Annotated in this window: 15 protein-coding genes, 1 pseudogene and 1 riboswitch; of the genes and pseudogenes, 13 read left to right on the forward strand and 3 right to left on the reverse strand. The window is 74.8% G+C overall.

Features of this window, described 5'->3' with window-relative positions; all coding sequences use genetic code 11:
• The 4 genes from FRAQA3DRAFT_RS30565 to FRAQA3DRAFT_RS30580 form a co-directional block, all read left to right on the forward strand.
• On the forward strand, nt 1-1,686 hold a 1,686-nt coding region (locus tag FRAQA3DRAFT_RS30565; RefSeq protein ID WP_009742924.1), incomplete at its 5' end, for a hypothetical protein.
• 4 nt (nt 1,687-1,690) lie between these two features.
• On the forward strand, nt 1,691-2,218 hold the full coding sequence (locus tag FRAQA3DRAFT_RS30570) for a polyadenylate-specific 3'-exoribonuclease AS (RefSeq protein ID WP_009742925.1): 528 nt from the start codon (nt 1,691-1,693) through the stop codon (nt 2,216-2,218).
• 224 nt (nt 2,219-2,442) lie between these two features.
• Nucleotides 2,443-3,468, forward strand: coding sequence for a 6-phosphofructokinase (locus tag FRAQA3DRAFT_RS30575; protein ID WP_009742926.1), 1,026 nt, complete (start codon nt 2,443-2,445; stop codon nt 3,466-3,468).
• 128 nt (nt 3,469-3,596) lie between these two features.
• The gene (locus tag FRAQA3DRAFT_RS30580; RefSeq protein WP_009742927.1) at nt 3,597-4,967 is read left to right on the forward strand and encodes a class II 3-deoxy-7-phosphoheptulonate synthase; all 1,371 of its coding nucleotides are present in this window, start codon (nt 3,597-3,599) and stop codon (nt 4,965-4,967) included.
• 341 nt (nt 4,968-5,308) lie between these two features.
• On the opposite strand, the gene FRAQA3DRAFT_RS30585 is transcribed toward FRAQA3DRAFT_RS30580, so the two are convergent.
• Nucleotides 5,309-7,498 (reverse strand): DUF5667 domain-containing protein, encoded by a 2,190-nt coding sequence (locus tag FRAQA3DRAFT_RS30585; protein ID WP_009742928.1) that lies wholly within the window; start codon nt 7,496-7,498, stop codon nt 5,309-5,311.
• 82 nt (nt 7,499-7,580) lie between these two features.
• The gene (locus tag FRAQA3DRAFT_RS30590; RefSeq protein ID WP_009742929.1) at nt 7,581-9,737 is read right to left on the reverse strand and encodes a Stk1 family PASTA domain-containing Ser/Thr kinase; all 2,157 of its coding nucleotides are present in this window, start codon (nt 9,735-9,737) and stop codon (nt 7,581-7,583) included.
• 564 nt (nt 9,738-10,301) lie between these two features.
• Nucleotides 10,302-10,416: riboswitch (TPP riboswitch) on the forward strand.
• Between FRAQA3DRAFT_RS30590 and FRAQA3DRAFT_RS30595 the strand changes: the two genes are divergently transcribed.
• From FRAQA3DRAFT_RS30595 to FRAQA3DRAFT_RS35590, 9 genes and pseudogenes are all read left to right on the forward strand, one after another.
• Complete coding sequence (locus FRAQA3DRAFT_RS30595) at nt 10,411-11,316, forward strand: thiazole synthase (protein WP_009742930.1); 906 nt, start codon at nt 10,411-10,413, stop codon at nt 11,314-11,316. Its footprint overlaps the riboswitch before it by 6 nt.
• Nucleotides 11,313-12,578: a 2-iminoacetate synthase ThiH gene (thiH, locus tag FRAQA3DRAFT_RS30600; RefSeq protein ID WP_009742931.1), complete on the forward strand. Its 1,266-nt coding sequence runs from the start codon at nt 11,313-11,315 to the stop codon at nt 12,576-12,578. Before FRAQA3DRAFT_RS30595 ends, thiH begins: the two co-directional genes overlap by 4 nt.
• Before the next feature lie 307 nt (nt 12,579-12,885).
• Nucleotides 12,886-14,565: a Gfo/Idh/MocA family protein gene (locus tag FRAQA3DRAFT_RS30605; RefSeq protein ID WP_009742932.1), complete on the forward strand. Its 1,680-nt coding sequence runs from the start codon at nt 12,886-12,888 to the stop codon at nt 14,563-14,565.
• 106 nt (nt 14,566-14,671) lie between these two features.
• A complete protein-coding gene (locus FRAQA3DRAFT_RS30610) occupies nt 14,672-14,995 on the forward strand; it encodes an Rv2175c family DNA-binding protein (protein WP_009742933.1) in 324 nt (107 codons plus the stop codon).
• A 98-nt stretch (nt 14,996-15,093) separates the two neighbouring features.
• Nucleotides 15,094-15,357, forward strand: coding sequence for a sulfur carrier protein ThiS (gene thiS, locus FRAQA3DRAFT_RS30615; RefSeq protein ID WP_009742934.1), 264 nt, complete (start codon nt 15,094-15,096; stop codon nt 15,355-15,357).
• Between the two features lies 1 nt (nt 15,358).
• On the forward strand, nt 15,359-16,129 hold the full coding sequence (locus FRAQA3DRAFT_RS30620) for a thiamine phosphate synthase (RefSeq protein ID WP_009742935.1): 771 nt from the start codon (nt 15,359-15,361) through the stop codon (nt 16,127-16,129).
• Nucleotides 16,130-16,154: 25 nt separating this feature from the next.
• Nucleotides 16,155-16,496: pseudogene (locus FRAQA3DRAFT_RS30625) on the forward strand (lycopene cyclase domain-containing protein); the annotation flags it as partial.
• A gap of 152 nt (nt 16,497-16,648) precedes the next feature.
• Nucleotides 16,649-16,987: a lycopene cyclase domain-containing protein gene (locus FRAQA3DRAFT_RS30630; RefSeq protein ID WP_009742937.1), complete on the forward strand. Its 339-nt coding sequence runs from the start codon at nt 16,649-16,651 to the stop codon at nt 16,985-16,987.
• 567 nt (nt 16,988-17,554) lie between these two features.
• The gene (locus FRAQA3DRAFT_RS35590) at nt 17,555-18,172 is read left to right on the forward strand and encodes a hypothetical protein (RefSeq protein ID WP_157467791.1); all 618 of its coding nucleotides are present in this window, start codon (nt 17,555-17,557) and stop codon (nt 18,170-18,172) included.
• Between the two features lie 300 nt (nt 18,173-18,472).
• On the opposite strand, the gene FRAQA3DRAFT_RS37905 is transcribed toward FRAQA3DRAFT_RS35590, so the two are convergent.
• Nucleotides 18,473-20,320: a hypothetical protein gene (locus FRAQA3DRAFT_RS37905; protein WP_369809489.1), complete on the reverse strand. Its 1,848-nt coding sequence runs from the start codon at nt 20,318-20,320 to the stop codon at nt 18,473-18,475.
• Nucleotides 20,321-20,449 lie beyond the last annotated feature (129 nt).

The following is a 20,449-nucleotide window of genomic DNA, read 5'->3' on the forward strand; positions in this document are numbered from 1 at the left end:
CCTTTGCCGGCGGCGGTCGAACGGTCGGACGGCGCTCGCCGGTGGCGGGGTGTTCCCGGTCTCCGGCGGGGCCGTGGCCGTCGTGGCAGCCTCGGCACCGACCCCGGTCGACCCTCAGGCCGGCCCGGCCCGGGTGGCCTGAGGGCCGGCCCGCGTCGCGGCGCCCGTCGGCCCGGCACGCTGCTGCTCGCGCTTGGTGTGCTCGCCGGCTGCCTCGCCGCGGGCACCCCGCCCGCGCTCGCCGCGCCCGCACCCTCGCCCGCGGTGACCGCGGCCACCGCGCCGGCACCGGGTTCGGCGGGTTCCGCGGCCGATGCCGCCCCCGCCGGCACCATCGGCCGATCCGGGGCCTACCTGACCGACGGCGAGCGCCGGGCGGTCGTCATCCGCGGGATGACGGTGCCCGCCGGTGTCACCCCGACCGTCGGTGACCTCGACACCTGGATCGGCTACGGCTTCAGCGGCGTGCGCCTCGCGGTGCCGGTGGCCGCCGACGGCCACTTCCCGGTCACCGCCGGCTGGCCGGCACCCGACGCCACCGCGCCTGCCTCCACCGATCCCGGGCTCGGCCAGGTCGAGGGCCTCGCCCGCACGTTCACCGGCCGCGGGATGCGGGTCGTGCTGAGGCTCGTCCCCGCCGCGCGGGGCCAGGCGCTGTCGAGCGCCACGCTCGCCGCCGGCCTCGGCCGGCTGGCCACCCGGTTCCGCGGCGAGCCGGGCCTGATCGGCTACGAGGTCCCCGCCGGCGCGGGCGCCGGGGCGGCGCTGAGCGATGCGGTCGCCGCGCAGGACCCCCACCACCTGCTCTGGCGGGACCGCCCGGCGCCGTTCGACGCCGCCGCCACCGTCGCCGTCAACGACCCGACCGGCTACCTGGTCGGGTGGAAGGACGGCTCGCCCGCGGCGGTGCGCGGCCTGGTGGCGGCCGCCGACGCATTCGGGCTGAGCTGGTTCTACGACGCGCGTAGCGGGACGGGCGGGACGGTCGGCACCGACCCGCCGCCCGCCCCGGGCGGCGGGCCGCTCCCGGCCGCCCCGGCGGAGATCGTCCGGCCGTACCCGGTGGCCGTGGCGGGGACACCAGAGTCGCTGCGGTTCGACGCCGCGCGGGTCCTCACCGTCACCTACCGGCCCGGCTCACCGGCCGGGGGTTCCCTCGCGGCCGGCGCGGCGACGGCCATCAGCGTGCCGGCGTGGTCCTACCCGCAGGGCTATCAGGTCCAGGTCACCGGCGCCCGGGTGACCTCGGCGCCGGGCGCGGGCCTGCTGTGCGTCGTGGCCGAACCCGGGGCGGCCCGGGTCGAGGTCCGGGTCGCCCCGGCCGCGGCCGGCCCGCAGGTCAGCGCGCCCTCGAACGCGGGTGCGGGCGGCTGCGCTCCCTCGCCGGGCCCCGTCGTCGCGGGGTCGGCGGGATCGGGTGGCCCCGCCGCCGCGCCCGCCGACCGCGGGGACGGCGAGGAGTACTCCGGGCCGCTGCTGTGGGTGCTGCCACTGGTCGGGGCGGCCGTGGCGGCGGCGCTGCTCGCGTTCGTGCTGCGGCCGTGGCGGCGCCGATCGGGCTGGTCGGCGCCGGACCCGGCGCTGCCGGCCCCACGGCCCGCGCCGGCCGAGACGGCGGATCCGTGGCCGGTGGCGGCGCCGGGGCGGGCTCCGGTCTCCGCCGATCCGGCCGGCAGAGGAGACTGAGCCGGTGGGCACCCGCTTCTTCTACGACACCGAGTTCATCGAGCGCCGCGAGGCCGACCATCTCTGGCTGGACCTGGTCAGCATCGGCATCGTCAGCGAGGACGGCGCGCAGCGCTACTACGCCGTGTCCACCGAGTTCGACCCGGCCTTCGCGGTGCCATGGGTCCGCCGCAACGTCCTCGACCAGCTTCCGCCGCCCGCCGACCCGGCGTGGCGATCCCGGGCGCGGATCCGCGAGGAGATCACCGCGTTGCTGACCGCCGACGGCACGCCGGAGCTGTGGGCCTGGTACGGCGCCTACGACCACGTGGTGCTCTGCCAGCTTTTCGGGACGATGACCGAGCTGCCCGGGCAGCTGCCGCGGTTCACCCGGGACCTGCGCCAGCTCTGGGAGGATGTCGGCCGCCCGGCACTGCCGCCGCCGCCGGCCAATGCCCACGACGCCCTCGCCGACGCCGTGCACAACCTGGCCCGCTGGGAGGTCCTCGCGCCGCTGCGCGCCCGGCTCGCCGCCCCGCCCGCCCGCCGCTGACGTCCAGCTGACTTCCGCGCTGACCCCACCGCGGCTGACCCGCCCCGCCGACGCCCCGCTGCCTACGCCCCGCCGCCGACGCCGCGGGGTCTCGGTGGCGGCGATCATCCGGTCTCGGTGGTCTGGTCGCCACGCCCGGTGACCGTGAACTCCTTCCTGGGCGTTGAGCTGCCGCTACGCTGCCGCCGGCGGGGGCGGTGCGAGCTCGACAGGAGGATTGCGCGATGCGGATCGGCGTACTGACCGGCGGCGGCGACTGCCCCGGGCTCAACGCGGTGATCAGAGCCGTCGTCCGCAAGGGCGAAGGCGTCTACGGGCACAGCTTCGTGGGTTTCCGGGACGGTTGGCGCGGGCCGCTGACCGGTGACACGGTGCCGCTCGACACCGCCGCCGTGCGCGGCATCCTGCCGCGGGGCGGGACCATCCTCGGGTCGAGCCGCACGAACCCCTACGCCGCGGTCGACGGGCCGTCGCTGGTCCGGGAGAACCTGGCCGCGGCCGAGATCGACGCACTCATCGCGATCGGCGGGGAGGACACCCTAGGAGTGGCCGCCCAGTTGCACGCCGAGGGGGTGCCCGTGGTCGGGGTCCCCAAGACCATCGACAACGACCTGTCCGCCACCGACTACACCTTCGGCTTCGACACCGCGGTCAACATCGCCACCGAGGCGATCGACCGCCTCCACACCACCGCGGAGAGCCACCACCGGGTGCTCATCCTCGAGGTGATGGGCCGCCACGCCGGGTGGATCGCCCTGCACAGCGGCATGGCCGGCGGCGCGAACGTCATCCTCATCCCGGAGCGGCCGTTCGACTTCGACAAGGTCTGCGCCTTCGTCGAGACCCGCTTCGCCACCCACTACTCCCCGATCATCGTCGCCGCGGAGGGCGCCACCCCGATCGCCGGCACCCTGGTCACCAGGGAGGGCGAGCTCGACGCCTTCGGCCATGTCCGCCTGCAGGGCATCGCGCAGGTGCTTGAGACCGAGATCCGTGGCCGCACCGGCCGGGACGCCCGCGCCACCGTGCTCGGCCATCTCCAGCGCGGCGGCACGCCGACCGCGTTCGACCGCTGGCTCGCCACGCGCTTCGGCCTGCACGCCGTCGACGCGGTGCATGAGGGCGACTTCGGGGTGATGGTCGCCCTGCACGGGACCCGCATCGACCGCGTCCCGCTGGCGGAGGCGACCCGCGAGCTCAAGACGGTGCCCGAGGAGCTCTACAACGAGGCGGAGATCTTCTTCGGCTGATCGGTGCGTCCGGACCGTCGACGAGGACGAAACACGATCGGGACACGGAACACGGTCGGGACGTCGACCGAAACATGTCGGCCGGTTGACGGGCTCGCACGGCGGCCGGGACCGTACCCTGGTGTCTCGTGAGCGCATTGGATGTCTGGCGGACCCTCCCGGCCAAGCAGCAGCCGTCGTGGCCCGACCCCGCTGAACTGCAGTCCGCCTACAACCAGCTTGCGGCGCTTCCTCCGCTGGTCACGGCCCCGGAGGTGCGTTCACTCACCGAGCGCCTCGCGATGGTCGCGCGGGGTGAGGCGTTCCTGCTCCAGGGCGGCGACTGCGCCGAGACCTTCGCGGCGAACACCGCCAACAAGATCCGCGACAAGGTCAAGACGCTGCTGCAGATGGCGGTCGTGCTCACCTACGGCGCGAGCACGCCGGTGGTGAAGGTCGCCCGCATCGCCGGCCAGTACGCCAAGCCGCGCTCGGCCGACATCGAGGCGAGCACCGGCCTGCCGTCCTACCGCGGCGACGCCGTCAACGACATCGCGGCCACGGCCGCCGCCCGCCGGCCGGACCCGATGCGCATGGTCGCCTCCTACCATCAGAGCGCGATAACGCTGAACCTCGTCCGGGCGTTCGCCACCGGTGGGTTCGCGGACCTGTCGAAGGTCCACGAGTGGAACAAGGCGTTCGTGCGCGACTCGGCGGCCGGCCGGCGCTACGAGGTGATGGCGACGAACATCGAGCGGGCGCTGGCCTTCATGGCGGCCTGCGGCATCGACCTCGACCGCACCGCCGCGCTGACCGGGGTGGAGCTGTTCACCAGCCACGAGGGTCTCCTGTTGGAGTACGAGCGCGCCCTCACCCGCGTGGAGGACGCCACCGGCAACCCGTACGACCTGTCCGCGCACATGATCTGGATCGGGGAGCGGACCCGGGACCTCGATGGTGCCCACGTCGACCTGCTGTCCCGGGTGGGTAACCCGATCGGCTGCAAGATCGGGCCGAAGGCCAGCCCGGACGAGGTTCTCGAGCTCGCCGAGCGGCTCAACCCGCAGCACGTCCCCGGCCGGCTGACCCTGATCACCCGGATGGGCGCAGGCAAGATCCGTGATGCCCTCCCGCCGATCATCGAGAAGGTCAACGCCGCCGGTCCGCCGGTCGTCTGGTCCTGCGACCCGATGCACGGCAACACCCGCGACGTCGGCGGCGTCAAGACCCGCCACTTCGACGACGTGCTCGACGAGGTCTTCGGCTTCTTCGAGGTGCACAAGGCCCTGGGAACGCACCCGGGCGGGCTGCACATCGAGCTGACCGGCGAGAACGTCACCGAGTGCCTCGGCGGCGCCGAGCTGATCGGCGAGGAGGATCTCGGTGGCCGCTACGAGACCGCCTGCGACCCGCGCCTGAACACCGGGCAGGCCCTTGAGCTGGCCTTCCTCGTCGCAGAGATGCTCCAGCACGCGCAGGGCGAGCGCGCCGCCGCGATGCAGGAGCTCCGCACCGCCTAGCCGAGCTCCCACCGGCCTGCCGGTCGTAACCGACCGGCAGGCGGCATCGACTGGCAGGCGGCATCGACCGGCAGGCCATCTCGCCGATGCCGGCCGGCGGCCGCCGGTCCGGCGACTGTCTTCGTTAACCGGCCACATAGCGGTCAGATCGTGCCGAGGCCTAAGCACGGTTTTCCGGCCTGAAACCGTGGCTACCCCTCGGCACGATTCTGTGCGTAGCTGATGACGGAAGGGCGTCGCGGTCGGCGGCATCCAGAACCCCGGCCGCGCGCTCCGACTACGCGCCCCGACCTGCGCGACCGCCACCCGGACCTCGGACGCTCCCGTCTACAGACACGCGTTCAGCCGGCGGGTGCGAGTCCGTAGTCCGCGGCGGTGCCCGGCGCCTGCGTGCCGGTCGCAGGGTCGGTGCCGGTCGCAGGGCCGGTGCCGGTCGCAGGGTCGGTGCCGGTCGCGGCGCTCGTCGCGCCGCCGGTGTCGCCTGCCGGCTCTCCGCCCGCGCCGTTGGACGCCGCCGCGGCGTCCACCCGTGCCGCCGTGTCCACCCCAGGACCGGGAGTTGTTCCCGCGCCGCCCGCCGCCGTCGTGCCTGTCATACCGGCCGTGCCTGTCATACCGGCCGTGCCTGCCCGGTCGGCCGTGCCTGCCCGGTCGGCTGCGCCTGTCTGGCTGGTGCTGCCCCCCTGGCCGGTCGTGCCTGTCTGGCTGGCGGTGTCCGCCGGGGCAGTGGGGCTCGGTGGCGCTGTGTCCGGTGGGCTCGGGGCCCCGGCCGCTCGGGCCGTCGAGGATGTGCCTCCCGGCGGGGCCGCGGCGCTCGGCGGCGCCTGCCCGCCTGCCGAACCCGCGGCGGGCGGTCCGGCCGCCCGGCCGGCCGTACCGCGCGTCGCCGTATCACCGGCAGGGCCGCCGATCGGGCTGCCGGCCGGCATGGTGGTCGCGTCGGCGTCGTCCGGGGACGGCGGAGCGCTCGGCGTGGCGGACGGCGGGGGCCCTTCCGGGACGGTCGGCGCCGCCGCGGGTGCGGTGCCTACCTGCGTCGAGGCGGCGGCCGTCGCCCGCGGGAAACGGAGGCTGAGGGCGTGACGGAACTCGCCGATGAGGTCGAGGGCCGCCCGCGCGGATTCGGTCGTGCCGGGGGGCAGGGCGGCGAGGACGGGCGTCAGCCGGTCGGACTGCTCGGAGGTGAAGGCGTCCATCGTCGCCCAGGCATCGGCGTTTCCGGCGGTGGCCCGGGCGAGCAGCACCCGCGAGCCGGCCCGCGCCTGGGCGCACCAGGCCCGCAGCAGGCTGTTGACCGTGCCGGCATCCGCGTGGCGGCCGGGAGTGGCCGGGGCCGGTGCGACCGTCGGGGCCGAGTCGGCCGGTGGGGCCGGTGCGGCGGACCGGGCTGATGGGGCCGGTGCGGCTGGCCGGCTGGGGAGCGGCGCCGGGATCGGTCCGACCGGGGCAGCGGGCCCGACCGGCGGGTGGGGAAGGCCCGTTCCGACGATCCCCAGCGGGGCGAACGGATCTACCGGGTGGAGCAGGCCCGCGGGCCCTGATGGCTGGTCGGCGGCGCCGGTGGGCAGGCCGGTGGCCGCCGCGGACGTCCGCGATGCCGCGGGCGGGGTACCCACCCCCGCCCGCGGTGATACCCCGGGTACAACAGGCGGGCCGCCCGTCACCCCCCGGGCCGGTGCGATCACCGGTGAGATGCCGGCCGCGGCGGGCTGGTCGAGGGCGGTCGGCGCCGGCAGGGGAACGCCGGCACCTGCCCCGGAGCCGCTGCTGTCGGTGCTGCTGTCGGTGCTGCCGTCGGTGCTGCCGTCGGTGCTGCTGTCGCTGTCGGAGCCGCTGTTGCCGTGGTCCCTGTGGACGCCTTCGCCGAGAGTGATCGTCCGCAGCTCGTCCATGCGGGTGCCGGCCACGTCGAGGCGGGTCTTCGCCCTGGCGACCGGATCACGCACCAGCGATACCTGAATGTTCTCGACCCGCCGTTTGACGCTGTAGAGCGTCTCGCCGGGCAGGGCGTCCTCCGCGCTGACGGCCAGGGCGACCAGAGCCACCGCGGAGGCGAGGGAGACGGCCAGTAGCGGGCGGGCGGCGCGCAGGACCCGACCTCGCCGTGGCGAGACCCGACCCACCCGCCGCCCGCTCCCGCCGGATTCGCCCGCGACGGATGGCTCTGCGAGAGCAGGCCCGGCGACGGATGGCTTGGCGTGGGCGGGCCCGGCGACGGAGGGCACGGCGTCGGCCGGTCCGGCGCGGGCGGGCTCGGCGCTGGTGGGCGCGGCGAGGGAGGCGAGCAGGTGGGTGCGCACGGCGTCGCGGCGCGCCGGGTTCATCCGGGGCGTCGGGAGGTCACGCAGCGCCGCCGCCGCATTCACCAGGCGGATTTCGGTGGCGTCGGCCGGCGCGCGCCGGCCGTCCAGCAGCGCCGCGGCCTGCTCGGCGCGGGTCCACCGCGGACGCCGCCACCGGGAACCGAGCAGCCCGGCCCCGGGCTGCTCTGCTCCGGCGGGAGCCCGGTCGCGGCCGCGCGCTGCCCTCACGTCCTCCCCCTGGGAGCGGTCGTGCGGCGGCGGTCCGGGAGCCGGCTGCCCCCGCGCCGGCCCGACCGAGGTCGACCGTCGTTCAGTTACCCCACTGCCACTCAGTGTTCACATGTACTGTACTACCCTTTTCGATCTTGGAGTTGGGTTGGGGGGCCTGTTGCGCGACCCGGTCGTTCGGGCTGCCGAACAGGCCGACCCGATCGATCTTCAACCCCCGCTGGCGCAGGATTTTCTCGGCGTCGCGGTAGGTCTTCCCGACCAGTTTGGGGACGGTGACCTGCACGCCGCTGCCGTCACCGCCGTCGGCGGAGAGGCCACCGTCGTCGGGCGAGGCGGCGACCGTCAGCGTGACGGTGCTGTTCGGCGCGATCGGCTGGCCGACTCCGGGGGTGACGCCGACGACGTTGCCGGGGGTCGCGCCCTCGGTCACGGTCTCCGCGCGCTGGACCGTGACCCCCGCGACGCCGAGGGCATCGATCTCCGCCTTGGCCGCGTCGTAGGTCTTGCCGATGACGTCGGCCGGCATCTGCCTGGTCTCCGGACCGCTCGACATGACCAGGACGACGCCGGCCTTGGGCTTGAGCATCGTGTTGACGGCCGGGTTCGTGCCGATCACGTGGCCCGTCTGGACGGTGTCGCTGGCCTGGTTGGACAACCCGCCCACGGTGAGGTTCACCTCGTTGAGCCGAGCCGTGGCCTGCTCCTGCGTGAGGTTCCTGAGGTCCGGCACGCTGACGGTCGCCGGCCCGGAACTCAGCCGCAGGGTGATCACGGTGCCCTTGTCGACCTTCGACCCGTCCTTGGGGGCCTGCTGGGCGATGTGCCCGGCCAGCACGGTGGGGTTGGCGACCGGGTCGAGGTAGGTCGGCTTGAGCCCGGCGTCGCGCAGCATCGTCTCGGCGTCCGACTTGCTGAGGTTGGTCAGCAGCGGGACCTCGATCTTGTCGCTGGACAGTGAGCGCGTCGCGATGAAGCCGAGCAGCAGGACCAGGACCACCGCTGAGCCCACGGCGAACGGCGCGTAGCGGCGAGAGCCCGAGCCCGCGGCGCGCCGCCGCCCGTGTCCGGCGCCGAGGTAACTGGTGGACGTCTGGGCGGGTGTGGCGGAGGAGCGATAGAGCGCGCCGGTGCCGGGCTGGCTCGCCACGCCGCCCGCGTGCGGCGGCCGGGCGGCCGGGTCATGCTCCGCGGTGCCCGCGGCCGACGGTCGCCCCGGGCGGCCCGACTCCGCTCTGGCGAACGGCCCGGCGCCGTCGATGTCGTCGTAGTCGTAGTCGGTGGGCTGGAAGGGGCGAGTGTAGTCGGGCGTCGGGTCCTCGGGGGGCGGGCCGATCAGGCCGATCCGCTCGACCTCGCCGGTGAAGCCGGTCTGGTAGGCGTCCTGCGCGGGCAGGTACGGCCCGATGCGGTGCAGCTCGTCGAGCAGGGCCGCGCCGTCGGCCGGCCGGTGGGCCGGGTCGCGCGCCGTCGCCCGCAGCACGAGGCTGTCGAGCTCCGCGGGGACGCCGTCGACGACGGTGGACGGCGCCGGCACGTCGCCGTGGACGGACTGGTAGGCCATCGACATCGGGGTCGCGCCACTGTGCGGCAGCTGGCCGGTCAGCGACTCGAACAGCACCACCCCGGCGGCGTAGACGTCGCTGCGGGTGTCGGCGGTGCCCAGGGTGACCTGCTCGGGCGCGAGGTACCCGACGGTGCCCATCACCACCCCGTCGGTGAGCGCCTGGGTGGGCTGGCCGAGCGGACGGGCCAGGCCGAAGTCGGCGACCTTCACCTGGCCGTCGTCGCCGAGCAGGATGTTCTCGGGCTTGATGTCGCGATGGATGATGCCCGCGCCGTGCGCCGCGGCGAGCGCCTCCATCACCGGCTCGATGATCTCGATGGCTTCGGCGACCGGCAGCCGCCCGCGGGCGCCCAGGTGCTGGCGCAGCGACCGGCCGCGGACCAGCTCCATGACCAGGTAGTTGACCAGACCCGCCGCGGTGTGGTCGGAGCCCTGGTCGAGCACCGAGACGACCCGGGGGGTGTTCAGGCGCGCCACGGCCTTGGCCTCGCGGTGGAAACGGGCGACGAACTCCGGGTCGTGGTTGAGGTTGGGATGCATGACCTTGAGAGCGACGAGCCGGTCCAGCCGGTTGTCGTGCGCGACGTACACCGTCGCCATGCCGCCGACGGCGAGCCGTTCCTGCGCCGTGTAGCGGCCGTCGAGAAGCCGACCTATGACGGGGTCGGCCACGGTGGCATCCACGGGAGACAGTTTACGATCGTTGCCGAACCATGCCGCTACCGGAGCCTGTCGGTGTCAGGTCCGGATTTGAGCCCGGGCGCCGGCCAACGTGCCGACATGCCCTCCGACATGCCCTCCGACATAGCGTCGCCTATCGCCATACAAGCCGATGCTCTTCGGTCGAATCCGGGCCCTGCCGGTAAGCGGCGACCGCGTTGCGCGGATCTGCCGCGTCGCGCGGATACCGCGGAAATCCTGCCCTGTTCGGCGATTGCGTGCCCCGGCACCTCCGTGCGGGCGGCGGTCCGCGCTGCCGCCTGTCGGTGACGCCGCCGGCCGTCGGCGTCGCTGTCGGTGACGTTGCCGGCCGTCGGTGCCCCTGTCGGCCATCGGTGGTGCTGCCGGCCGTCGGTGACGCCGCCGGGCTCGCTTCGTCGCCGTCGGTGAGGATGCCGTTCACGGAATGCCGCCCGTCGGGGTGCCGCCCCCGATCCGCGGGCCCCCGATCCGGCCGCTCCGGGTGGATGGGGTGCATCGATCCGGCTTGGTGGCGGTGGCGGGCCGGCTAGACTGTGGGTCGCACCGGGGAGCCCATGGACGTGGGCTGAGAGGCCGGCCAGGAGTGCCGTCGGCGACCCGCATACCCGATCGCGGTCATGCGCGCGTGGGGAGGATGGTCATCATGTCGCAGGCTCCGTCAGGTCCCACCGTTCCCGCGTCCGAGTGGTCCCGGCCGTCCGGCGTCGCGTGGTCCGGCGCCGTCGAGCCGGTCGAGTCCGACGAGCTGGTGATCGCCGGGCGCTCCTACGGCAGCCGCTTGCTGGTCGGGACGGGCAAGTTCGCCGCCCACGAGGTGATGCGGGACAGCCTGCTCGCCTCCGGCGCCGAGATCGTCACGGTCGCGCTGCGCCGGGTCGACCTCGACCGCGCCGGCGAGGGCGACGTGCTCGACTTCGTCCCGCCGGGCATGACGCTGCTGCCGAACACCTCCGGCGCCGCGGACGCGGCCGAGGCGTTGCGGCTGGCCCGGCTGGGCCGCGCCGCCACCGGCACCGGCCTGGTCAAGCTGGAGGTCACCCCGGATCCGCGGACGCTGGCCCCGGACCCGATCGAGACCCTGCGTGCCGCCGAGCTCATGGTCGCCGACGGCTTCACCGTCCTGCCGTACTGCTCGGCGGACCCGGTGCTCGCCCGCCGGCTGGAGGAGGCCGGCTGCGCCACGGTCATGCCGCTGGGCAGCTGGATCGGCTCGAACCGGGGGCTGCGCACCCGGGACGCCATCGAGGCGATCGTGGCGGGTGCGGGCGTGCCGGTGATCGTCGATGCCGGTCTCGGGGTGCCCTCCGACGCGGCGGAGGCGATGGAGATCGGCGCGGCCGCGGTGCTGGTCAACACGGCGATCGCGGTGGCGGCAGACCCGGTGCGGATGGCCCGGGCCTTCGCGTTGGCGACCGTCGCCGGGCGGCTGGGCCACCTGGCCGGGCAGGCCGGGCCCGGCACGGCCACCGCGGCGTCCGCGTCCTCGCCGCTCACCGGCTTCCTCGGTGCTCTCGGCGCCCCGGGCCCCGCGACCGAGGTGGCCGGGTGAGCGCGCCGCCGGGTGAGTTCGCCCGCGAGCTCGCCGCACTCGACCTGTCCGGCCTGTCCGCCCGGTCCCGGCGCACGACGCCGGCGGAGGTCGACGCGGTGCTGCGCCGGGTCGCCCCGGATCCGGCCGGCCGGGGCGAGTCGGTGCCGCGGCGGCTCGGCCTCGACGATCTGGCCGTCCTGCTCTCACCCGCGGCGACGGGACGGCTGGAGGAGCTCGCGCTCGCCGCCCAGGCGACCACGCTGCGCCGCTTCGGCCGGGCCGTGCGCCTGTTCGCCCCGCTGTACGTCTCGAACGCCTGCCTGTCGTCGTGCACCTACTGCGGCTTCGCCAAGGGCCTGCCGGTCGCGCGGCGCACGCTGAGTGTCGACGAGGTGGCGGCCGAGGGCCGGCTGCTGGCCGGGCGGGGTTTCCGCCATGTGCTGCTGGTCGCCGGGGAACACCGCATCGAGGTGTCCGCCGACTACCTCGTCGCCGTGGTCGAGCGGCTGCGGCCGATGTTCCCGTCGCTGTCGATCGAGACGCAGACCTGGTCGGACGACACCTACGCGCGGCTGGTGCGGGCCGGGCTGGAGGGCGTCGTCCACTACCAGGAGACCTACGACCGGGCCCGGTACGCCGAGGTGCACGTCGCGGGCTGGAAACGCGACTACGACCGCCGGCTGTCATCGTTCGAGCGGGCCGCGGGTGCCGGGGCGCGCCGGCTCGGGATCGGCGCGCTGCTCGGCCTCGCCCCGGACTGGCGGGCCGACGTGTTCGCCCTGGCCGCCCACGCGTCGTTCCTGTCGCGACGGTACTGGCGGACCGAGGTGTCGGTCGCACTGCCGCGGATCAAGCCCAGTGCCAGCGACTTCCCGCCGGTCGTCGTCGTCTCCGACGCCGAGTTCGTGCAGGCGTACGCGGCCCTGCGGCTGTTCGAACCCGACCTCGCGCTGACGCTGTCCACCCGGGAACCGGCGGCGATGCGCGACGGCCTGGTCCGCATCGCCGTGACGACGATGAGCGCGGGTTCCTCCACCGAGCCCGGCGGCTACGGCTCGCCGGGCACCGCCCAGGAGCAGTTCTCGATCTCGGACGAGCGCCCCCCGGCCGAGGTCGCCGCGATGCTCGTCGCGGCCGGCTACGAGCCGGTGTGGAAGGACGCCTTCCCCCTCGTCGACCCGCCTGCCGACCCGCTCCCCGACCCCCATGTCGACCCGCCGGCCGACCCCCTCCCCGACCCCCATGTCGACCCGCCGGCCGAGCGGGCGGCGCTGGGCTGAGCCCGCCCGTGCCCCACCGGCGCGGCTGGCCTACCTGTCACCGGCGTGGGCATCCGCTCGGATCCGCTCGCACCCGCTCGCCGATATCGCCACGGCGATGAAGGAACCCGCCGCCGTCGACGCAGAGCGCGCAGCCTTGCGTCGTTCGGAACCCGACCCGTCACCGAGCGGCCCGGACGATCTCGACGCTAAGGCGCTGTTCTGCCTGCGGACGGTGCTGATGCAATTCCACTATGCCGCCTTTGAGGGTAGATGTTGCGCACTGTTCGTAATGTAGGGAGAGCCTGCTCCACCCTTCTCGACCCGAATGACCGCAGGCATCCGTAAGGCCACTAGAGTGCCGGGCGTGCCTCGCATTCACCTGGTGTCGAACCTGCCCGGGGTGAACGCGCTCGGCGACCATCTGCGCGCAGCGGGTCTCGGCCCGACCTCGGCACGGTCGGCGGACGCGCTTCTCGTCCTCATCGATCGTCCCCTCGACCACGTCGAGCAGGAACTGCTCGACCGGGCCCGGCAGTCCGTCCCGGTGCTGCTCGCCGGTCCGACCGTGCGCGCCCTGCCCGCCGACAGCCCGCTGGTGGAGGCGTCCGGCCTCATTCCCGGCCGGACGACGCCCCCCTACGAGCTGCGGTTGGAGGCCGGGCCGCAGGGCGGGGCGATCATGGCCCGATCGGGTGACTTCCGGCCCCGGGAGAGCTGGGTCATCCCGGAGAAGGTCGCCGACGACGTCGAGCGGCTGCTGCTGATCCGCCACGAGATGAGCGAATACCCCGTCTGCACCTGGCGGCCGGCGACGGGGCTCGGCATGTTCACCCTGGGCACGGGCGCCGGCGTGCTCGGCGACGCCACCTACCACCGGCTCGTCGGGCGATGGCTGCGGCACTGCCTCGGCGTGCACGACGCGCCGCCCGTGGGCGTTGGCCTGCTCGGCACCCCCGACACCACCGCGGCCCACCGCGCGGGCCTCGACGCGACCGAGGGGCTGGAGCTGACCGCCCTGTGCGACGGCGGCCCGGGCCGCGCGCCCGCGCACGCCGCGGGCCGCCTGCCCCATCGGGTCGAGGACCCCGACGACCTGGTGAACGACCCCGAGCTCGGCGTCGTCGTCGTCGCCACCCCGACGCACACCCATCTGGAGTGGGCCGGACGGGCGTTGGAGGCTGGCAAGCACGTGGTCGTGCAGGCGCCGCTGTGCCTGGCGACGCCCGACGCCGACCAGCTCGCCGAGCTTGCCTCGGACCGCTCCCTGCTGCTCGCGGTCTACCCGGAGGGGCGGGCCGACCCCGGTTACCGCGCGTTGCACGCAGCCGTCGGGCGCGGCGCGGTCGGCGAGCCGCTGCGGCTGGCGGTGCACCGCGGCGGCCTGCGCCGGCCCGCGGGTACCTGGCGCGACGACGAGCGGATCAGCGGTGGCCAGCTCTACGACCGCGGCGCCGCCGGCGTCGACCAGGTGCTCGCGCTCGTCGACGAGCCGGTCGAGTGGGTCAGCGCCTCGGAGCTCAAGCGGGTCTGGCACCACGTCAGCAATGCCGACCACAGCCACCTGCTGCTGCGCTTCGCGAACGGTGCGCAGGCGGAGATCACCGTCTCCGACCTGACGGTGGCGGCCCGCCCGCGCATCGAGGTGCTCGGCAGCGCGGGCACGCTGATCCTCGACGACGTGTCCACCGTCGCGAACCCCGAAGCGTTCGACGGCGGACCGGTGGTCTCGGGCCGGCACGCCGGCCGGCGTGCCGCGCAGGACGACGACGCGGACGGCCCGGCCTCGTTGCTGCTGGTCACCTACGATGGTGTCCGCACCCGTTACCCGCTGTCCGGGCCGGGGCAGGGTGGCGCGGGGGCGTTCTACCGCGACCTCGCCGACTGCCTGGTCTCCGGCTGGCCCCTGGCGGGCTATGGCATCGAGGCGGCCCGCCCGGTGGTTTCGGTGCTGGAGGCGGCGGTGCGATCGGCGGCCGCCGGCGGCGCGCAGGTCGTGCCGCTGTGATCACGCACCGGCCCTGATGGTCCCCGGGTCTGTCGAGGTCACGGGTGGTGCGGGACCCCGCCGGCACCAGACGACGTCATCCCGACTTAGGTGTTTACTGTTGACCATGGATTGGCTGACCCTGCCTGACGCCGCGGTGCAGTTGCAGGTTCCCGTGACCCGAGTCCGGCAGATGGTGCGCGACCGGACGTTGCTGGCCCGGCGGGAGGACGGCGTCCTACGGGTGCCGGCGGAGTTCATCAGCGACGGCGTGGTGGTCAAGGGCCTGCCCGGCCTGCTCACGCTCCTCGCCGACGCGGGGTTCGCCGACGACGAGGCCCTCGACTGGCTCTTCCGGGAGGATCCAAGCCTGCCCGGCACCCCGATACAGGCGCTCATCGACAACCGTGGCAAGGAGGTCAAGCGCAGGGCCCAGGCCCTGGCCTTCTGACCGACACCGATACCGACACCGATGACCGGACCGTGGCGCCCGGGCGGTCGTGGGGTTTCCGGGCGGTGGCAGGCTGTCGGCTCCCGTAGGGTCGAGGCATGGTCGATCGCCCGCCGCCCGCCTCGGCGCCGGCCCCCACCCCGCCGCGGGGACCCGCCCTGGCACAGGTCGTCGTCAACGGCGCCGTCCGCGCGGTCGCCGACGGCCAGTCGCTGCCCGACCTGCTCGCCGAGCTCGGCCTGCGGCCCGGTTCGGTGGTCGTCGAACGCAACGGGGTGGCGCTCACCCCGTCCGAGTTGTCCGGCGTCCGGCTCGCGGACGGTGACATCCTGGAGATCGTGCGTGCCGTCGCCGGAGGATAAGATGACCTTGAGTGGACCGACGCCGCCCGCCGACGCGTCGCGGGCCGCCGACCCGATCCCGGCGGCGGGCGAATCCGCGGCGGGCGAACCGGCGGTGGGCGGGTCGGTGCGGGCGGACCGGCTGCGGCGGCTCGCCGATGCCCGGCTCTACCTCTGCACCCCCCGCCGGGCCGAGTTCGGCCTGTTCCTCGACGCCGTGATCGGCCCTGCCGGCCGTGGCGGCGTCGACCTGGTGCAGCTTCGCGAGAAGAGCCTCGAATGGGCCGACGAGGTGCGTGGCCTGCGCGAGATCCAGGCGGTCGGCGCCGGCCGTGGCACGCTGGTCAGCGCCAACGACCGCGCCGACCTCGCCGCGTTCACCGGGGTGGACATCCTGCACGTCGGCCAGGACGACGTCCCGCCCGCCTTCGCCCGCCGGCTGGTCGGCCCGGACGTCCTGATCGGCCAGTCGACCCACAGCCCGGAGCAGTTCCTCGCGGCTCTGGCCGACCCGGCCGTCGACTACGTGTGCGTCGGCCCGGTGCACGCGACCCCGACCAAGCAGGGGCGCCCACCGGTCGGGCTGGGATTGCCCCGGCTCGCCGCCCGCCACGCCCCGCCGTTCGCCCCGGGCGCGAAGCCCTGGTTCGTCACCGGTGGCGTCGGCCCGGACACCCTCGACGACATCCTCGCCACGGGGGCCCGCCGGGTGGTGGTCGTGCGGGCCCTGACCGCCGCCGAGGACCCCGCCGCCAGCGCCGCCGGGCTCGCCCGGCGGCTGCGTACCGCCTGAGCGGCACCCGCGGGCGGGGGCGTCGATGCGGCACCTGAGCTACCTCGCCGTCCTGGCGGGCTGCCTGCTCGGCACGGCGCCGCTCGAACTGTTCCTGGGGACCAGGGTCTACGCTCGCCCACGCCGCCTGCTGCTGACCCTGCTCCCCGTCGTCTCGATCTTCGTTGCCTGGGACGTGTACGCCATCGCCGCCGGTCACTGGAGCTTCGACCCGCGCAGCATCACCGGCGTGCGGCTGCCCGGCCGCCTGCCCCTGGACGAGTTGCTGTTCTTTCTCGTGGTCCCGGTCTGCGCGGTGCTGACCCTGGAGGCCGTCCGGGCGGTGCGCGGCTGGCCGGCCGGAGACGAGTCCGACGACCTCGACGCCGGCGACCGCGGTGCCGCTGGTTACGTGGGTGCCGCTGGTGCCGCTGGTGCCGCTGGTGCCGCTGGTGCCGTGGGTGCCGCTGGTGCCGTGGGGGGTGGCGACCAGGCGGTCGAGGTCCGGGACGCGGCGGGCGGGCCGGGGGACGCGGGCGGATGAGCTATACAGCGCTGGCAGTCCTTGGAGCCGCCGCGGCGGTCGCCGCCGACCTGTGGCTCCTGCGCACCCGGCTGCTGACTCGGCGGATCTTCTGGGTCTCGTACGCGATCATCGTGGTCTTCCAATTGCTCTCCAACGGGATCCTCACCGGGTTCGGCATCGTCGTCTACGATCCGGGCGCCATCACGGGGCTCCGGATCGCATACGCCCCGGTCGAGGACCTGCTGTTCGGCTTCGCGCTCGTCACCCACACGCTTACCTGGTGGGTCTGGTGGGGTCGACGGCTGGGTCGGTCACCCCGACGTCACCCCGCCGCCACGGATCGCCGCAAATAGCCACGTTCCGTTACATTTGTGAAACTGAATGAAATCTCTCCGCAGTCCGTGACGGAAACGAGCGAATTGGCCCTCTAGAGGTCATCCATCGGCCTAATCTCGACCGTGATGACGCATGACGTTGCGGGGGGCCCGGGTTCGGTGGGGCGTCACCGTTCTCCCTGGGGTCGACCGGGCAGGATTCTGCCAATCCGGTGGGGGCGCATCATCGCCGTAGTGGTCGTCTTGGTGCTGGCGGTTGTGAGCCTGGTGTTGATCCGTGGTCGGTTGGCCGGTGATGGGCGGGCCGCCGGGCCCACGAACCGATCCGGCGTTCCGACTGCCCCGTTCGCGCCGACCGCGCAGGGCCCGTCGGATGTGCTGAGCGCGACCTCGGTGCCCCGTCGGCCGAGCGCGACCGCGGGTGCATCTCCGACCCCCTCGGCCGGCGTCGCCTCCTCGATCGCGCCGGCTCCCGCGCTCGCCTCGCCGTCCGCCGCGCCCACCGGGGCTCGTGCGCGCGCCGCCGGGCAGAGCGGCGCCGCAGCCGTCCCCGTGGCACCGCGGCCCACCGGCTCGGTCCTCGCAGTGAGCGCGACGACGGTCGACCTCGGCCCGGTTGACTCGGTCTGGCGGCTCGACCTGCGTGGCGAGGGCACGGCGCCGGTCGACGTCGTGGTCGGGACGAGTCCCTCCTGGCTCGCCGTCGTCCCGGACCGGCCCCGCATCGACCCTGGGGCGGACGTCCCCCTCGTGATCACTCTTGACCGGTCGATGGCGCCGCCGGGGTCGGTCGACGTCACCGTGCCGGTCAGTGCCCGCAACGGCGTCGGCGGTGCCGACGTGCGCATCACGGCCAGCGTCGACGGGCCACCGCAAATCCTCTCGGTGGCGGCCGCGCCGGATCGGATCGTGCGGGCGGGCTGCCTCCCGGCGGCGGGCGTGGCGCAGTCGACGGTGACGGTGACCGCGCTCGACGGGACCGGCATCTTCGCCGTGGAACTGGCCGTCGTCCTGCCCGGCGGGCGGACGGTGAACGAGTCGCTGAGCCTCGGCGAAACCACGGCAAACCGCTCGACGTGGACCGGCCGGCTGGCGTCGCCGCAGGAGCCCGGCACGATCAGCTACACGGCCACCGTCACCGACCTGGAGGGCCGCCGTTCGCGGTCGCCGGGCTCGCTCGTGGTGCTGCCCTGCCCGTCGTGAGCCGGCCCGGCACGGCGCCCCCGCGCAGGATGGCCTGTACTCGGTGGCCTGGTACTCGGTGGCCTTGAGGCGCCCGGTGGTCCTGCGCCGTTCAGAGGCCCGAAAGCTTGGTGCCGCCCGGCTCGGGGGGTGCCGGGCGGCGGATCTATCATCGCAGGTACGCTGCGGCTCGCCAAGACCTTGGCCGGTGTCCTCCTCTGGGCCCTCGATCACGTAGGCGAATAAGGCCAGGTCAGGAGGGGCGTCGGTCGGTTGTTTCCCGGCCACGTGGTGGCCACGGCAGGCGGGCCGGGGTGGGACCTATCGGCGGGAGCCGCCGGAGTCGACCGTCGCGCCGCCTGTGCCCGCGGCCGCCCGTTTCCCGCTGGCTGGGTGCTCGTCGTCGGTTGGATGCTCGCCGATCGGAGGCTCGCCGTTGATCGGGTGTTCGCCGTCGGTTGGACGTGCTCCTGCGGTCGGACCTTCGCCCGCAGCCGGAGGCGCGGCCGTGGCATCGGGCGCGCCTGCCGCGGGCGCGGGGGGGCGGGGGCGCGCGAACAACCGGGTCGCGGTGATGACGCCGGTGATCGCTGCCCCCGAGGAGGCCGGGTCGGGTGGGGTCAGCCCGGGCCGCAGATGTTCCTCCACCCGCAGGTACTTGCGGCCGGCCCGCAGGTCCGCATCGTTGCGGAGCCGGACGATCAGCGGAAAGGCCGACAGGGCAGCGGTGTCGAACAGCCCCGTCGTGTAGACGAGCTGGACGCCCAGCCGGTCGGCGACCGCGAGCTGGAGGTCGAGGAGGTAGCCGGCGCTCGCCCGGCCGATCGGGTTGTCCAGGAACAGCACGCCGGCGTGCGGCGCCCGGAGCTGGCCGCGGTCGTTGGCCCGCAGCGCCGCCATCGTGCAGTACAGGATGATGGCGGCGGTGAGCTGCTGACCGCCGGAGAAGACGTCACCGAGCTCGCTGACCCGCACCCGTTCGGTGCGCAGGACCGCGTCCGGTTTGAGGATCTCGACGCGCACGCCACGGGGGAGCGCGGCGCGGACCCCGCGCAGCAGCAGTCCCATCCCGTCGCGGCGCACGGCGGCCGCGGCCCGGGTGCCGCGCGCGTCGCCGGTCCCGGCACCGGATCCGGCGGGTGAGCCGCGTCCGGCGTCCGTGCCAAGGCCCGGACCGGCATCTCGGCCGGCGTCGCCGCGGGCGGCCGTGCCCGGTCGGGGTCGGGTGGCCACCGCGGCGGCCGCCGTCTCGTCGACCACCCGGCCGAGGGCCTCTGCCAGCGCCCGGTCATCCGGTTCGGCGAACGTGATGCGCAGGAAGTCCTGGCCCGACCAGTCGCCGAGCCGGTCGGGGAGGCGGGACAGGCGGCCGGCGGCACGCAGCGTGCCGAGCGCCGCGCGAACCATGCCCTCCAGGCGGGCGACGATCGCCTCGCGGTTGCGCCCGATGTGCGCGAGGTCGTCGTCGAGGCTGCGCAGCCGGGGAGCGAGGGCCTGCGCCCAGGCCGCCGCCCCGTCGGCCACCACCTCGCGCCCGGCGCGCAGCATCTGGCGGCGGGCCGGGGTGCGCACGGCGTCGAACCGGTCCTGCGCCGCCCAGGCGCTCACGGCGTCGGCCGCCGTCCGCACGGCGCCGGCGGCCTGCCCATATCCGGCGGCTGCCTCCCGCCATGCGAGGCGCAGCCGGCGGGCGCTCTCCCGGGCCTGCCGCGCGTCGCCCGCGAATGCGACGGCCGCCGCGACCCCATCGGCTCGGGCAGGATCATCCGTCGCAGGCCCGGCGAGCGCCGACGCGACCCGTCGGCCTGCTCCGGCACCGTCTGCTCCGGCACCGCCTGTTCCGGCACCGCCTGTTCCGGCACCGTCTGCTCCGGCACCGCCTGTTCCCGCACCGCCTGTTCCGGCGTTGGCCGGTCCCGCGGCGGCCGGGGCTGGAGCCGGCAGGTCCGCGAGGCTCTCGGCAATGGCCGTGAGGGCGTCCAGCTCCTCGGCATGCCGGGTGGAGCGCTCGACGAGGTCGTCGCGGGCGGCGCGGGCCCGGGCGTGACCGTCCTCGGCGCGTTCGACCGCCGCGGTGGCGGCGCGCAGCAGCTCCTCGGCATGGTCGAGATCGGCCGGCACCTGCTCCCCGGTCAGCGGCGCCACCCCGCGTCGCTGTGCCTCCGCCATGGCCGCACGCAGCTCCTCGCGCAGCGAACCGAGCCGTTCCCGGGCGTCGTCGAGCTCGGCGCCGACCGCCGAGGCCGCCCGGCGAGCCTGCGCCTCACCGGCTGCCCGGGTCGCGCTGTCGCCGCCGCT

The sequence above is a fragment of the Frankia sp. QA3 genome (genome assembly GCF_000262465.1).
Classification (GTDB): Bacteria; Actinomycetota; Actinomycetes; order Frankiales; family Frankiaceae; genus Frankia.